The organism is Actinoplanes sp. NPDC023936, from assembly GCF_040639325.1.
In the GTDB taxonomy this organism is placed as follows: domain Bacteria; phylum Actinomycetota; class Actinomycetes; order Mycobacteriales; family Micromonosporaceae; genus Actinoplanes.
The window spans coordinates 357,015-371,297 of sequence record NZ_JBEZZR010000005.1; the positions used below are offsets into that span (position 1 = coordinate 357,015).

Genomic DNA, 14,283 nt, shown 5'->3' on the forward strand with positions numbered 1-14,283 from the left:
CCGCGCCGGGCCGCCGGGCCGCGTCGAGCCGCCGGGCCGCGTCGAGCCGCCGGGCCGCGTCGAGCCGCCGGGCCGCGCCGGGCCGCCGGGCCGCGCCGGGCCGCCGGGCCGCGCCGGGCCGCCGGGCCGAGCCGCCGGGCGGATTCGTGACGTCCCGGGTAAGCCGCCTCAGAAGCGACGGGTCAGCGGTACGGCGGGAACCGGCCGGCCAGTGACTCCGGGGTCGGCGGGCCGGCCAGTTTCTCGTACGCGATGGGGTCGGTGATCACCCGCCAGGTGTGGAAGTCCTGGCGCAGGGAGCCGAAGGCCGCCTTGTACCGGAACAGCGAGTCGTCCGAGCCGCCCAGGCCGCCGCCGATGTGGAAGACCCGGTTGCCGTGCTCGCGGCCCCAGAGCCGCACCTCGTGGTAGAGCAGCTTGTCCGCCCACCAGATCTGGCCGTCCCGGGTGGACTGCAGGTGGGTGTGCATCATGCCGCCGTGCCCCTCGGACGAGTGCGAGAAGAACAGGTTGCCGCCGAGCACCTCGCCGTCGCGCACCGCGGTCGCCAGGTGCAGGTCGCTGCCGAGCGCGTCCCGCAGCCGGTGGAAGTGGTCGCGCTCGAAGAAGTAGAACGCTGTCGCCCCGACCCGCCGCATCGTCGCGTGATAGGTCGCGATCCACGCGTCGAGGTAGGACCAGTCGTCGAAGACGATCTCCACTCCGGCCCGTTTGGACTTGTTGATCTGGTTGCGGTGGGTGCGGTGGGTCTCGCTCCAGATCCGGTCGGCCGGCAGGGTGAGGTCGATGGCGACCGTCTCGCCGTGCCGCACCACGGTGCCGACCCGTTCGAGGGAGACGGCCGGCGCCGGCAGCAGCGGGTGCAGCCGGACGAACGCGGTGATCGCGTCGTGGCAGCGCAGCAGCTCCACCATGGCCTTCGCGGCGCGCGCCCAGAACGCCGTGCTGGCGCCGGGGACGTCGCTGATCGGGCCGGGATATCCGTACGGGGAGACCGCGTCCCGCAGCCCGGTCTCCGGGATCGTCCGCAGCACGAGGGGGACGAGCAGCACATGGTCGGCCTCGTCGTACCGGAACGCGGCGGGTGTGCCGCCGGCCAGCTGCGCGTCCAGGTCGACGTAGCCTGGCAGGTGGTACACGTCGTGGCGGGTCCGGGCGAGCGCGTCCGCCCACGCCGTGTCGCCGGGTTCCAGTAGGGCGCCTTCGGCCATCGGTCGTCCCTTCGTCGTGCGGTCGAGAGCTGGGCCCGCTCAGGCGGTGTCGGCCAGGATCGGAGGTCGGCGGCGGGCCCGGGTCCACCGGCGGACGGCCAGGGTGCGCCGCAGCAGGGTGCGGGGGATCGGGCTCTGCGTCGACATGTGCAGCAGGTAGCGCCACGCCGGGTACTCGCCGCGCCGGTTCGACAGCGCGTAGGAGAACCGCTTGGCGGGCAGGCCGGCGTACTCGGGGAGGCGCTCGAACCAGGCGCTGCTGGCCCGTGCCGCTTTCTGCAACGGCGCGAGAGCCGCCTTGCGCCGGTGCTCGTAGCGTTCCAGGGCCACCGGTAAAGGATCGCCCGAGGCGATGGCGTCCGCCAGGGCCATCGCGTCCTGCATCGCCAGTTTCGTCCCGGAGCCGATCGCGAAGTGCGTGGTGTGCGCCGCGTCGCCCATCAGCACGACGTTGCCGTGGTCCCAGCGCTGCGCGGTCACCCGGCGGAAGTTCAGCCAGCCGGTGCCGCCCACCTCGGCACGGTGGTCGATCAGCGGCTCGCCGTCCAGATGCTTCGCGAAGATCCGCTGCAGCGCGAGGGTGCCGGCGTGCGCGTCGAGCGTGTCGAAGCCGAGCGCCGCCCACGTCGCCGGCTGGCACTCCACGATGAACGTGCTCTTCCCGGCGTCGAACGGGTAGGCGTGGAACCAGATCCAGCCCGCTGACGTCTTCTCGAAGCCGAACGTGAACGTGTCGAAGACGTGCGGGGTGCCCAGCCAGATGTACTTGTTGCGGGCGACCTCCACCTCGGCGCCGAAGTGCTCGGCGTGCTCGTCCCGGATCCGGCTGCGGGCGCCGTCGCAGGCCACCACCAGGTCCGCCGGTGGCAGCGCGGCGAGGTCGCTGAGCTCGTCGGAGTACCTGATCCGCACGCCGAGCTCGGCCGCCCGCTCGGCGAGGATCTCCAGGAGGCGGTGCCGGCCCAGGCTGAACCCGTACCCGGCGAGGTGGGTGTCGGGTTTGCCGGTGGCGCGGACCTGGTACTCGTCCCATTTGCGGGCGGACTCCCAGATCCGCTCGGCGCTCACCGGGTCGTAACGGAACAGGTCGTCCAGCAGGTCGTCCCAGAAGACCACGCCCCAGCCCCAGGTCACCCCGGCCGGGTTGCGTTCCAGCACGGTGATCTCATGGCTCGGGTCGGCGAGTTTCGCCAGCACCGCGAAGTAGAGGCCGGCGGGTCCGCCACCGACGCAGGTGATCCGCATGGCGAGCTCCTAACGGTAGGCGGGGAACGTGACGGTCAGGTCGTCCGGGTCGGCGTCCGGGCGATGCTCCCGGACCAGCGCGCGATACGCGGCGGGGTCGGCGATCACCCGCCAGGTGTGGAACGGGTGCCGGCTGGGGGAGAACCCCGCCTTGTACGAGAAGAGCGAGTCGTTCGCCCCGCCCTTGCCGCCGCCCAGGTGGAACACCTCGTCACCGCGGCCCTTGCACCAGCGCCGCACCTCGTCGTAGAGCATCTCGTCGGCGTAGCGTTTCGGCGCCCGGCGGGTCGACGAGACGTAGCCGGTGGCGATCCCGTCGTACTCGAAGAAGGTGTTCCCCCCGACCACCTCGTCGCCTTCCAGGGCGATCGCCAGGTGCATCCGGTCGCCGACCGCGTCGTGCAGCGCCGCGAGATGTTCCCGGGTGAAGAAGTAGTAGTCGGTCGCGCCGACCCGGCGCATGTTGTCGTGGTAGACCTCGACCCACTCGCCGAGCCGGTCCCAGTCGTCGAAGACCACCCGGGTGCCGGCCCGCCGGGCCCGGTTGATGTGGTTGCGGTGGTCGCTGCGGGTCTGCGACCACATCTCCTCGAGGCTCACGGTGAGGTCCATCGACACCGTCTCGCCGTGGTGGACCACCGCCCCGGCCTGCCGCATCGCCGGCACCGGGCCACCGAGCAGCGGGTGCATCCGGATGAACGCGGAGACGATGCCGCCGGCGCGCATCGTCTCCACGAACGCGGCACAGGCCTGCTCCCAGAACCCGGCGTCGCCGGGCGCCGCGTCGCTGACCGGCCCCGGATAGCCGTACGGCGAGATCGCGTCCCGCAGCTCCGTGCCCGGTATCGATCGCACGATCAACGGGATCAGCAGCCGCCGGCCGTCCCGCTCGAACCAGAACGCGGCCGGCGCGCCGCCGTAGAGCCGGGCGTCGAGGACGACGTACTCCGGCACGTGGTACATGTCGTGCCCGACGTGCTGGAGGGTCTCCTTCCACTCCCGGGCCGATGGCTCCAGCAGGCATGCCGTCATGGGTGTCTCCTTCCGCGCCTCAGCCCCGCAGCAAGCGGGCGTTGAGCGCCATGTTCGCGGCGAACTGGTCGTTCACCACCTGGTGTTTCTCCAGCCGCAGCTGCACGGCCGGGTCGTAGCGGCCGAGTTTCACGAATCCGTCGGCGAACCAGCCGTTGTCGGATCCGGTGCCGTCCACGTAGGTGGCGTAGGTGGTCCGGCCGGGCGGCCAGACGACCTTGGTGAGCAGGGCGCCGAACGCCGCCATGTCCGCGTCGGTCCAGGCCGCGCCGCCATGAGCGCTGCCGCGATCGCGCGCCTCCACCACGTACGCGATGACGCCGTTGCCGTGCCCGACGTCCTGGCCGGGGCGTTTCGCCGAGTCCCAGACGTCGCTCCAGAAGTACGCCGTCGACTCGGCCGGATTGCGGCGCAGCTGCCCCCGCAGCCGGGTCGCGATCGTGTTCGTCACGGTGGTGTAGCGGTCCTTGCGCCCGGCGTCGGCGGTGAGGCGGGACAGGTTCAGCGCGATCAGGGCCCAGTGCGCGGCCATGTGCGTGCGCTCCCGGTAGATGGTGTCCTCGGCGCCCCGGCTGTCCCACTTCTCGAAGACGTCCACCTCGGCGAAGGCCAGCAGCCGGTCGTACCGCGCGCGGTACCCGGCGTCGCCGTGCACGCCCGGGTTGTCGCGCATCGCCACGAGCAGCGAGGTCGCGTACCGCCAGAAGTAGCTCTCGTAGAGCGGCACCTCGTCGCCGCCCTCCTCGGCCGCCTTCCACCCCCGGTAGCGGTCCTTGAAGCCGCTTTTCGGCAGCGACGACGACGGTCGCGCCGACGCCACCACGTTCTCCGTGAAGGTCAGCGCCCGGTCCAGGTAACGGCGCTGGTCGGTGGCCCGGAACATCGCCACGCAGGAGTCCACGTCGTACGACAGGTCGTAGTGGTCGCGGCTGTCGGCGGAGCGGCTCAGCGGCAGGCCGTGCCGGTACTGGAAGTCCCAGCTCTTGCCGAACACGGCCGTCCAGTGCGACACCGGCTTCACCTTCAGCCGGTCCTGAGGCGACGGCGCGGCGCCGGGCATCGGGTCACGGACCTCCGGCACGTCGTGGTCGCGGACCGCGGTGTGCGCCGCAGCGGTGCCCGCCGCCGCGAGGGCGCCGGCACTCAGCAGCAGCACGCTGCGCCTGCTCAACGGTTTCATCGGGGCACCGGCTCTCGTTCTGTCACGGCCGGTACAACGTCACCGGGTGTGGTCCCGGCGCGGGGCAGGGCGGCCGCCGCCGCCAGCGCCGCGAAGATCCAGGCGAGCCGGGAGTCGTAGTAGTCGCCGGAGAAGAGACTGCTGAGCGCCACGAAGACGGCCGCGGCCACGCAGAGGCCGGTCATCCGGGGGCGGGCGCCGCCGCCGTGGACCAACCGGGTCCAGAGCGCGATCGCGGTGGTCATCAGGCCCAGGCCGACCAGGCCGCCCTCGGCCGCCACCCCGAGCACGTAGTTGTGCGGGTACTCGACCATCTGGTTCACGCCGATCGCGCCGTAGAAGCCGTCCAGCCCGGCCCCGGCGACCGGGTGATCCAGGAAGAGGTTCCAGGCGGCGGCCCAGATCGACGTCCGGTCCGACAGGTACTGCTCCTGGACGGTCTGCTCGACGAACCGCTCCTGGAACAGGCTGGTGAACTCGGGCGGGGCGAACGCCCACAGCGCGGCGACCACCGCGGCGAGCAGCACGCCGGCCGCCGCCACCACGCCCGGCCTCAGCCTGCGGCGCAGCTTGAGCAGCGCGTAGGCGCCGACCACCAGGCCGGCCAGCAGACCGGCCCGGGAGCCGGAGAGCGTCGCGGCGAGCAGGAACAGCGGCGTCACCAGCAGCGGCAGGATCCGGCCGGTGAACATGTGCAGCGCCACCGCGCTGATCACGCCGAGGATCTGGATCCGGACGAAGACGTTCGGCCCGCCGCCGAACGCGGAGTACCGGCCCTGCTCGCCCGGCCCGCTGATCAGCAGGGCCTGCAGAGCGAAGACGATCGCGGCGGCGAACATCAGCCGGAACGTGGCGCGGATGACCGGTTCCGGATCGCTCACCGCGTACCCGTAGAAAGCAAGGACCAGGACGCCGAGAAGGACCAGGTCGAGGGTTTGCGGGCCGACCCGCGACGCGGCCGGCGCCCACAGCGCCGAGCCGATCTGGAAGAGGAAGAAGAGGATCGCCGCGAGCAGCCAGCCCTCGCGCCTGTCCGCTGTCTCGCCCAGCGCCGGCCGGCGGGAGAGGTCGACGGCGAGCAGGACCAGCGCGATGATCAGGCCGATCACCCGCAGGTCCACCCAGGCCAGCTCCGGGAAGCCGGCCCGATCCAGGGTGTACCGGCCACCGATCGTCACCAGGACCAGCACGAGTCCCGGTGCGAAGAAGGCGCGCTCGGTCATCTCTTGACGACCGCCGTGGCCGCCAGCGAGAAGATCAGGCAGGCGCCGTAGCCGAACAGCGAGCCGTAGGCCGCGCCCAGGATGCCGATCTTGGGAATGAGCAGCACGTAGGCCGCGAAGCTGACGGCGAAACCGGCGATCTCCGCGGTCGAGACCAGGCCGCCGTGCCCTTTCGAGATCAGCAGGCCGAGGCTGACCCGGGACACCCCGTAGAGGCCGGCCGCGACCACCAGCGGCAGCACGATCTGCTTGGCCGGCGCGTAGTGGTGACCGAAGACCGGCTCGATCAGCAGGTAGAGCCCGCCGGCCACCAGCGGCACCACCACCAGCACGTAGGCGGTGGCGGCCAGGACGATCGGTTTCGCCCGCAGCGACCCTTCCCGGTACGCGGCACGCCAGCGCCCGAGACGCGAGTCCGCGTACGCGCGCAGCGGCCACGCCAGCAACTCGGTCATCGTGGCGACCGAGGCGTACAGGCCCAGTGCCGCCGTCGACGCGAGCGCCGGGATGACCAGCCGGTCCACCCGCAGCATCGCCATGTTCGACAGGGCGGCCGGGAAGAGCGCCAGGCCCTCGCGCCGGACCAGCCGGTTCTGCTCGGGCGAGATCGGGGCGTCGGTCTCGGCGACCGGCAGCCGCAGCCAGATCACCACGTAGACGAGGGTCGGCGCGGCCCCGGCGACCAGATAGGCCAGGAACCAGGTCTCCGGGTGGGCCGCGCCCGCCGTGTAGAGGCCGATCAGCCCGGCGAGCAGCAGGACCGCCTCGATGACCCGGCACAGCAGGAAGTCGCGGACCCGGCCGGCGGCGATCGCGATCGAGCGGGTCGCCAGCCCGGCCGCCTCGATCAGCGCGTACCAGGCGAGCATCCCGACGATCACCGGGCCGGGGCTGAGCCGGTGCGGCGCGACCAGCGCGTAGATCACCGCGGCGCCGAGGAAGAGCAGGGCCGGAACGGCGAACAGCCGGGCGTACGCGCGGACCGCCGGCGCCGGCGCGACGTTGTGGTACGCGGCCACGAAGCTGCGTTCGGTCCCGAGCAGCAGCACCTGGGTGGCGAGGTACACCACCTGGAGCATGAGCGCGACCTCGCCGCGGTGGGTGGGGGTGAGCGAGCGGACCATCAGGATGTTCGCGGCCAGCGCGACCACGCCGGTGAGCACCTGAGACGCGAGGAGCTGAACGTACGGCTCCCGCAGCATCCCGAGGAGCCAGGTGCTCTCCCTCTGGCGTACCCCGACCTCACTCATCCGGCCTGTCGCTCTCCGGTGTGTCGCTCTTCGGGGTGTCCGGCTCCGGCTCGCGCTGTGCGGGCACCTCGACCTCGGCCGGCGTGACGACCTTCGCCGAGCCGCGCACCACCTCCTGTTCCGCTGCCTCCGGGACGTCCTGTTCCGCTGCCTCCGGGACGTCCTGCTCCGCTGCCTCCGGGACGTCGGAGATTGCGGCCGTCTCCACCCGGGCCCGGCCGCGGGCCGTGCCGACCGGCGGCAGCGAGACGAACGTGTCGTCCATCCGGTGCCCGTCCGGGATCAGGCCGATGCTGTCCAGACCGGGCTGCACCTCGGCCACCACCTCGTGCCAGTCCTTGCCGGTCGGCAGCGTGCGGGGCAGCGCGTTGAGCACCGCGCCGGCGAGCCGGGCGCCGACCCGGCGCAGCAGGTCCAGCGATTTCTCCACGTCGGCCGTCCGGGTCCGCCCGGCCCGGACCACCAGCAGGGCGCTGTCGGTGACCCGGCTCAGCACCACGGCGTCGGCGACCCCGTGCAGGGCGGGCGAGTCGACGAGCACGACGTCGAAACGCTCGGTGAGGGTACGGACCGTGGCGCCGAGCCGTGGCGACGCGAGGATCTCGCCCGGATCCGGCGCGTTCTCGCCGGCCGGCAGCACCGTCACCCGGCCGCCGAGCGAGCTCTGCAGCACGTCCGGCACCCGGGCGTCGCCGGTGAGCACCTCGGCCAGCCCCCGGGAGCTCTCCAGGTCGAGGTAGCGGCCCATGCCGGGGGTCCGCAGGTTGGCGTCGATCACCGCGACCCGGGCGCCGGTCTCGGCCATCGCTATCGCCAGCCCGCAGGTGACAGCGGTGGTGCCCTCCCGGCGGCTGGCGCCGGTGAGCAGCACCGACCGCCCCCGGTCCGGCCCGCGCTGCGCGTCCGACAGCTCCGACAGTTCCGGCAGCAGGCTGCGCAGCCGCCGGAACGCCTCGGCGAGGTCCTGGTCCGGGTCGCCGGACCGCCGGGTGCCGATCGCGATCGTCCCGACCGTGCCGAGGCCGAGCCGGCGCAGGTCGTCCTCCTCGGCGACCGTTCGCGCGGTGGCCTCCCGGATCGCCACCGCGGCCGCGCCGATCAGCAGGCCCAGCACCGCCGCGAAACCGGCGTTGCGGCCCAGGCTGCCGGGCTGCTCGGCGGTCACCGCGTCCTGCACGATCGTGATGGCCGGGGCCGGCCCGTCGTCGCTCGGCGTGCCGATCTGCCGGACGACGCTGACCAGCACCGACGCGGCCGTGGTGACGATCCGCCGGCTCTGCTCCGGCTCCGCCGCGGTCGCCGAGATGACCAGCAGGTCGGTGCCCTCGCGGACCTGCGCGGCGAGGCTGCGCTGCACCTGGTCCGCGGTCACCTCGGGACCGAGCCGGTCGACCACGCCCTGCGCCACCCGCGGGCCGGTCAGCAGGGCGATGTACGAGTTGAGCCGCCGCGCGTCCGCGTCCGGATCACCGTTCCCGCCGGTCACGAAGACGACCATCGAGGAGGTGTAGGCGGGCGGGCCGGCCAGCGAGAGCCCGGTCGCCACGCTGACGGCGACCAGCACCGGCACCAGCAGCCAGAGCCATCGACGCCGGCAGGCCCGGACGTACGCACGCAGTTCCACGCTTCCCCCGCTCGTCAGTTCGCTGGTGCTGATCGCTCGATGGGCGCCGGTGCCGATCGCTCGGCGGCCGCTGGTGCTGATTGCCCGGCGGCCGCTTCGAGGACCGCTGCGAAGTCCGCGAAGAGCAGGTCCCGGGAGAAGCGCTCGACGGCGAGCCGGTGCGCGGCCTCGCGTGCCTGCTTCAGCCACAGCTCGTCGCGGAGGTGCCGGACCAGCTGGGACGCGGCCGCGTCGGTGTCCTGCGGGTCGAGCACAAGGCCGGCGCCGGTGTCCCGGATCAGGTCGGCCTGCCAGCCGCCGTAGTTGACGGCGATCGGCCGGGACGCCGCGAGGGCGTCGAAGAACTTGTTGGCCGAGTTGTCCCAGAGGCCCCGGATCGGCCGGACGAAACTGGACGACATGGTGGCCGCGCCGAGGATGACCGGGAGTGCGGATTTCGGCACTTTCTCCCACATGAAGACGGTTTCCCGCAGGAGCCCGGTCCGTGCCGCGAGATCCTTCGTCGGCTCCCACTCCTTGCCGTGCCCGACGATCAGCACCCGGATCTCCGGGTCCAGCTCGCGCATCCGGGCGGCGGCCTTGACCAGGTATTCCACGCCGTTCACCGCGCCGAGGGCGCCGGTGTAGACGATGAGGGGCCGGTCGCCGAGCCAGTCGTGCTCGGCCCGGAATCGCGCGACGTCGTCGGTGTCCACGGCGAAGAGGTCGATGTCGGCGGCGTTCGGGATCACCGTCGTGCGGGTCCGCGGCCGCCGGGCCGTCACGCCGGCGGCCATGCCGGGGGAGAGGGCGATGACCTCGGCGGCGTTGCGGTAGGCGAAGCTCGCCAGCGCGCCGGCCAGGCCGCGGGCCACCGGGTTGCGCAGCGCGCCCATCTCGATCGGCACCTCGGGCCACAGGTCGCGGACCTCGAAGACGAACGGCACCCGGCGCAGCTTCGCGGCGATCACCCCGGGCACGGCGACGGTCAGCGGGGTGCTGGTGGCGAAGACCAGATCGGCTTTCAGCCGGGCGGCTCTCGCCGCCGCGAGCACCATGAACTCGGCGAAGGCGCGCAGCCGCCGGGCATAGGACATGTTGTTCGAGTACGGGACCCGGAACCAGTGCACGCGGACCCCGTCGTCGTCGGTGACCCGCCAGCCCAGCTCCCGCTCGCCCGGGGTGATGTCGGTGGTGATCACGTCGACCGTGTGTCCCCGGGCGACGAGCCGGCGGGCCTGCTCGTAGGAGCGGATGCCACCGGCCATCTGCGGATTGCAGTAGTACTGGTGGATGTAGACGATGTGCATCGCGGGTCAGCCCCTCTGCTGCGCGGCTCGGACGGCGGTGACCACGCGCTCCCTGTCGCGGCCGGTCAGGGCGGAGCCGCTGGGCAGGCAGAGCCCGCGGCGGAACAGGTCGGCGCTGACGTGCCCGCCGCGCGTCACGCAGTCGGAGAAGACCGGCTGCAGGTGCATCGGCTTCCAGGCCGGGCGGGCCTCGATGTCGTGCCGGGCCAGCTCGGCGATGATCTCGTCCCGCTGGTCCGTGAGCACACAGGTGAGCCAGTAGTTCGGTTCGCCGTACCCGGCGATCGGCATGAACGTCAGGTCCGGCAGTTCGCGCTGATAGAAGCGGAACGTCTCGCGGCGGGCGGCGATCATCTGGGGGAGCCGCTGCAACTGGCCCCGGCCGACCGCGGCGAGCAGGTTGCTGAGCCGGTAGTTGTAGCCGACCGTGCGGTGCTCGTAGTGCGGCACCGGCTCGCGGGCCTGGGTGGACAGGTGCCGGGCCTGCGTGGCGACGCGGCCGTCGTCGGTCACCAGCATCCCGCCGCCACCGGTGGTGATGATCTTGTTGCCGTTGAACGACAGGACCCCGGCCAGCCCGAACGAGCCGGCCGGACGGCCCTGGTAGGTGGCTCCCAGGGCCTCCGCGGCGTCTTCGATCAGGGGCACGCCGTACCTGTCGCAGGCGGTCAGCAGCGGCTCGTAGTCGGCGCACTGCCCGTACATGTCGACGGCGATCACGGCCCGGGGGAGCCGGCCCCGCTCGGCCCGGGCGCGCAGCTCCTCGGCGATCAGCTCGGGGTCCACGTTCCAGCTGTCCGGCGTCGAGTCCACGAAGACCGGGCGGGCGCCCAGGTAGACCACCGCGTTGGCGGTGGCGGCGAACGTGAACGACGGGACCAGCACGGTGTCGCCCCGGCGCACACCGGCGGCGATCAGGGCCAGGTGCAGCGCGGCCGTGCCGCTGCTCAGCGCGACCGCGTGCCGCACGCCGACCAGCGCGGCGGCCTGGTCCTCGAAGGCGTCCAGGTCGGGGCCGACCGGCGCCACCCAGTTCGAGTCGAACGCGTTGAGCAGCAGCTTGCGCTCCAGGTCGCTGACGTCCGGCGGGGAGAGGTAGATGCGCGCGTCAGTCATGAACCCGGGTCCTCACCGCCATGATCGGCCAGGCCGGGTGCAGGCCCTGGCGGTGGATCCACATCGGTGAGTCGCCCGGATGCATCGCCGGTCGCAGCGTGGTGGCGAAGCTGCGGTAGCCCGCCTCCCGGGCGACCCGCACGTCCCGCTCGCGGAAGTCGACGGCCGGATGGCCGTAGGGCGCGGCGAAGTCGCGGACCTCGACGCCGAGCTCGTCCTCGATCTCGTGTTTCGAGCCGACGATCTCCCGGGCGGCCTCCTCGTCGTCCTGGTCGGCGAGCCGGTGATGGGTCACCGTGTGCGAGCCGAACCGGAAGCCGGCCGCGACCAGCTCCCGGCAGTCGTTCCAGGTGAGGTTGCCCCGCTGCCCGACCATCCCGGAGGTCAGGAAGAACATCGCCGGCACGCCCATGCCGATCAGGATCGGCGCGGCCACGTCCCGCCAGCTGAGGTGCGCGTCGTCGAAGGAGAGGCAGAACATCGGGCCGGTCAGCGGCTTGTCGCCGGCCAGCACGTCGAGCGCCTCGTCCCAGGAGAGCATCGGGCCGATCCGCTGCAGGGCGCGCAGATGGCGGCGCAGGTCCGCGCCGTACTCCGGAAGCACGTCGTGGTAGAAGGGAAAGTAGAGGCCGGGGGCGCTGGGCAGGCGGCGGAGGAGCCCGGCCGGGGCGAGGATCCGGCCCTGGGTGCGAGGCCGCGCCCGCAGCCGGCTGCGCAGCCCGAGCTCGTTCAGGCGTTTCTTCAGCGCGGTGGGCGGGTGCATGGTCCCCCTTTTGATCACGACCACGAAGGGCCACGGCGCGCCTTGCGCCCCGCGGCTCTCACCCACGATGGCAAATGCGTACGATCCACGGCAGTAGCAATTGTCATAATGAACGTGAGTATTACTCACGTCGATTGATAAATGGTCCGAACGGGTCATTGTGGAATGCCTTCACCGGTGGGCACCATCCGACCGCGGCGTCTATTTCGATCGGGGATACCGAACACATGCTTCGACTGCGACGGGTGGACCCGGATGCGGCGCTCTGGCGCGACCGGGCCGGCTACCACGATCGACTGATCTTCCACACTCCGGAGTGGCTGGCGTTCGTCGCCGAGTGCCAGAACGCAGAGCCGGTGCTGGCCACGCTGCACGACGGCGACACCCCGGCCGGGCACTTCACCGGGCTGATCACCAGGAAGTACGGGCTGCGGATCCTGGGCAGCCCGATGGCCGGCTGGACCACGTCGTACGTGGGGTTCAACCTGCGGCCGGAGGTCTCCCGCCGGGCCGCCCTGGAAGCGCTGATGCCGTTCGCCTTCGGCGAGCTCGGCTGCGCGCACCTGGAGATCCGCGACCGCGGCCTCACCGAGGCGGACCTCGGCGGCCTGGGACTGCGCTGGGACGCCGCGCCGACCGCGGTGATCGATTTGAATCCGGACGAGGACGCGCTCTTCGGCGCGATGGCCAGCGCGTGCCGGCGCAACATCCGCAAGGCCGCGAAGTCCGGAGTCACCGTCGAGGAGGTGCACGGCGATCCGGCATTCGCCGAAGAATTCTACGATCAATTGCGGGACGTTTTCGCCAAGCAGAATCTGGTGCCCACCTATTCGGTGGAAAGAGTGAAGTCGTTGATCCGTCACCTGGAACCGGCGGGCCGGATCCTGCTGCTCCGGGCCCGTGATCCGGAGGGGCGCAGCATCGCCACCGCGGTCCTGCCGTGGTACCACCGGGCGATGTACTTCTGGGGCGGCGCCAGCTATCGGGAGCACCAGCACCTGCGCCCCAACGAGACACTGATCTGGCACGCGCTGCGCTGGGCGAAGGAGCGGGGCGTGACCGAGTTCGACTTCGTGGGCGGCAACGCGTACAAGGCGAAGTACGGCACCACGGAGGTCCCGGTCCCGTGGGCCCGGCGCTCCCGGTCACCGCTGGTCGCCCGGCTGCGCGACGCGGCGAAGCAGGGGTTCGCCCTCAAGCAGCGCACGGCAGCCCGCCTGACCGGCGTCCGTCCGGACTCGTGACCCCGCGCTGGCTGGTCGCCGCACGGGCCGGACTCGCCGACATCCGGTCCCCGCCACGCCCAGCCGTAGGTCCGGCAGGTATGGGGACGCGGTGGCCTGTGCCGGCTACGGCTCGCGCTCGCCGGCCGTAGCTCCGACCGGTGATCAAGCCCCGATGACCTGTGCCGGCTACGGCCCGCGTCTCCGAGCCGTAGCTCCAGCAGGTGTGGGGACGCGGTGAGCTGCGTCGGCTACGGCTCGCGCTCGGCCAATGCCGCTCAGCCTAAGCCGATCTTGGAGTTGGTGCTGGTGAGGGGCTGGTCCGAGGTGATGCGGGTGCCCTCCCAGCCGGAAGGACTACCTCGGGTCGTCACCTGGTGTGCCGGCATCCGGGGTAAAGCCGGCGCTGTCCGGAAAGCCGCGGACGTGGGAGGCCCCGCAGAATGCCGCACACCTCGTAACGCTCCCCGTGGACGGTCACCCATCGTGACGCGGGGTGGGCTCGATGAGCCGGCCGGCCGCAGACGCGGGGCGATCCCGTCACCCAGCGGGCGAAACTGCGGGCAACCGGGCGGACGACCCGACTGCGTGACGGGACCCCACCCCGGCGAGCATCACCCCGCGCGGGCCCGGATTCCATAGGTGTATGCGCAGCTCGCAGCCGTGATCAACTTAAGCCGAGTGGCATTGCGCGCTCGCCGGCCGTAGCTCAGACCGGTGATCAAGCCCCGATGACCTGTGCCGGCTACGGCTCGCGTCTTCGAGCCGTAGCTCCAGCAGGTATGGGGACCCGATGGCCTGTGCCGGCTACGGCTCGCGCCTCCGAGCCGTAGCCTGGACCGGTGATCAAGCCCGTTTAGCCTGCGCCGGCTACGGCTCGCATCCCGGCGGCCGCGCGCCCGGTGCCCGGTGACGGGGGAAGCGGCCTCGCGCCTGGCGACCTTGGAAAGCGACCGCGCGCCCGGGGCCCGGTGACGGGGGAAGCGACCACCCGCCGGGCGACCTTGGAAAGCGGCCACCCGCCCGGCGACCGGGGAAAGCGACCGCGCGCCCGGATCGTGGCCGCCGCGCTCAGCGGCGCCGACCCGACGATCATGCTGACCGGCCCCGCCCCGGCCGCCCGCAAG

At 72.1% G+C, this 14,283-nt stretch carries 11 protein-coding genes; 1 reads left to right on the top strand and 10 read right to left on the bottom strand.

Annotation, left to right across the window (positions count from 1 at the left end; genetic code table 11):
• Positions 1-182: 182 nt before the first annotated feature.
• The 10 genes from AB0F72_RS10255 to AB0F72_RS10300 are packed head-to-tail and all read right to left on the bottom strand — an operon-like array spanning position 183 to position 11,933.
• Complete coding sequence (locus tag AB0F72_RS10255) at positions 183-1,211, bottom strand: GNAT family N-acetyltransferase (RefSeq protein WP_360428333.1); 1,029 nt, start codon at positions 1,209-1,211, stop codon at positions 183-185.
• A gap of 39 nt (positions 1,212-1,250) precedes the next feature.
• Positions 1,251-2,456, bottom strand: coding sequence for an FAD-dependent monooxygenase (locus tag AB0F72_RS10260; protein WP_360428336.1), 1,206 nt, complete (start codon positions 2,454-2,456; stop codon positions 1,251-1,253).
• Between the two features lie 9 nt (positions 2,457-2,465).
• Complete coding sequence (locus tag AB0F72_RS10265) at positions 2,466-3,488, bottom strand: GNAT family N-acetyltransferase (protein WP_360428338.1); 1,023 nt, start codon at positions 3,486-3,488, stop codon at positions 2,466-2,468.
• A 19-nt stretch (positions 3,489-3,507) separates the two neighbouring features.
• Positions 3,508-4,668 (bottom strand): hypothetical protein, encoded by a 1,161-nt coding sequence (locus AB0F72_RS10270; protein ID WP_360428341.1) that lies wholly within the window; start codon positions 4,666-4,668, stop codon positions 3,508-3,510.
• Entirely contained in the window at positions 4,665-5,891 is a 1,227-nt protein-coding gene (locus tag AB0F72_RS10275) for an O-antigen ligase family protein (RefSeq protein ID WP_360428344.1), read from the bottom strand. The genes AB0F72_RS10270 and AB0F72_RS10275 overlap by 4 nt, the downstream gene beginning before the upstream one ends.
• The gene (locus tag AB0F72_RS10280; RefSeq protein ID WP_360428347.1) at positions 5,888-7,141 is read right to left on the bottom strand and encodes an NAD(P)H-quinone oxidoreductase; all 1,254 of its coding nucleotides are present in this window, start codon (positions 7,139-7,141) and stop codon (positions 5,888-5,890) included. The genes AB0F72_RS10275 and AB0F72_RS10280 overlap by 4 nt, the downstream gene beginning before the upstream one ends.
• Positions 7,134-8,765 (bottom strand): polysaccharide biosynthesis tyrosine autokinase, encoded by a 1,632-nt coding sequence (locus tag AB0F72_RS10285; protein ID WP_360428350.1) that lies wholly within the window; start codon positions 8,763-8,765, stop codon positions 7,134-7,136. The genes AB0F72_RS10280 and AB0F72_RS10285 overlap by 8 nt, the downstream gene beginning before the upstream one ends.
• 14 nt (positions 8,766-8,779) lie before the next feature.
• Entirely contained in the window at positions 8,780-10,054 is a 1,275-nt protein-coding gene (locus AB0F72_RS10290; protein ID WP_360428353.1) for a glycosyltransferase family 4 protein, read from the bottom strand.
• 6 nt (positions 10,055-10,060) lie between these two features.
• On the bottom strand, positions 10,061-11,170 hold the full coding sequence (locus AB0F72_RS10295) for an aminotransferase class I/II-fold pyridoxal phosphate-dependent enzyme (RefSeq protein ID WP_360428356.1): 1,110 nt from the start codon (positions 11,168-11,170) through the stop codon (positions 10,061-10,063).
• Positions 11,163-11,933, bottom strand: coding sequence for a polysaccharide deacetylase family protein (locus tag AB0F72_RS10300; protein WP_360428359.1), 771 nt, complete (start codon positions 11,931-11,933; stop codon positions 11,163-11,165). The genes AB0F72_RS10295 and AB0F72_RS10300 overlap by 8 nt, the downstream gene beginning before the upstream one ends.
• Before the next feature lie 227 nt (positions 11,934-12,160).
• On the opposite strand from AB0F72_RS10300, the gene AB0F72_RS10305 reads away from it, so the two are divergent.
• The gene (locus tag AB0F72_RS10305) at positions 12,161-13,177 is read left to right on the top strand and encodes a GNAT family N-acetyltransferase (protein ID WP_360428362.1); all 1,017 of its coding nucleotides are present in this window, start codon (positions 12,161-12,163) and stop codon (positions 13,175-13,177) included.
• The last annotated feature ends 1,106 nt before the right edge of the window (positions 13,178-14,283 follow it).

Bases quoted from the DNA above. Each gene is read 5' to 3' on its own strand.
- AB0F72_RS10255 (WP_360428333.1), bottom strand. From the start codon at position 1,211: ATGGCCGAAGGCGCCCTACTGGAACCCGGCGACACGGCGTGGGCGGAC.
- AB0F72_RS10260 (WP_360428336.1), bottom strand. From the start codon at position 2,456: ATGCGGATCACCTGCGTCGGTGGCGGACCCGCCGGCCTCTACTTCGCG.
- AB0F72_RS10265 (WP_360428338.1), bottom strand. From the start codon at position 3,488: ATGACGGCATGCCTGCTGGAGCCATCGGCCCGGGAGTGGAAGGAGACC.
- AB0F72_RS10270 (WP_360428341.1), bottom strand. From the start codon at position 4,668: ATGAAACCGTTGAGCAGGCGCAGCGTGCTGCTGCTGAGTGCCGGCGCC.
- AB0F72_RS10275 (WP_360428344.1), bottom strand. From the start codon at position 5,891: ATGACCGAGCGCGCCTTCTTCGCACCGGGACTCGTGCTGGTCCTGGTG.
- AB0F72_RS10280 (WP_360428347.1), bottom strand. From the start codon at position 7,141: ATGAGTGAGGTCGGGGTACGCCAGAGGGAGAGCACCTGGCTCCTCGGG.
- AB0F72_RS10290 (WP_360428353.1), bottom strand. From the start codon at position 10,054: ATGCACATCGTCTACATCCACCAGTACTACTGCAATCCGCAGATGGCC.
- AB0F72_RS10295 (WP_360428356.1), bottom strand. From the start codon at position 11,170: ATGACTGACGCGCGCATCTACCTCTCCCCGCCGGACGTCAGCGACCTG.
- AB0F72_RS10300 (WP_360428359.1), bottom strand. From the start codon at position 11,933: ATGCACCCGCCCACCGCGCTGAAGAAACGCCTGAACGAGCTCGGGCTG.
- AB0F72_RS10305 (WP_360428362.1), top strand. From the start codon at position 12,161: ATGCTTCGACTGCGACGGGTGGACCCGGATGCGGCGCTCTGGCGCGAC.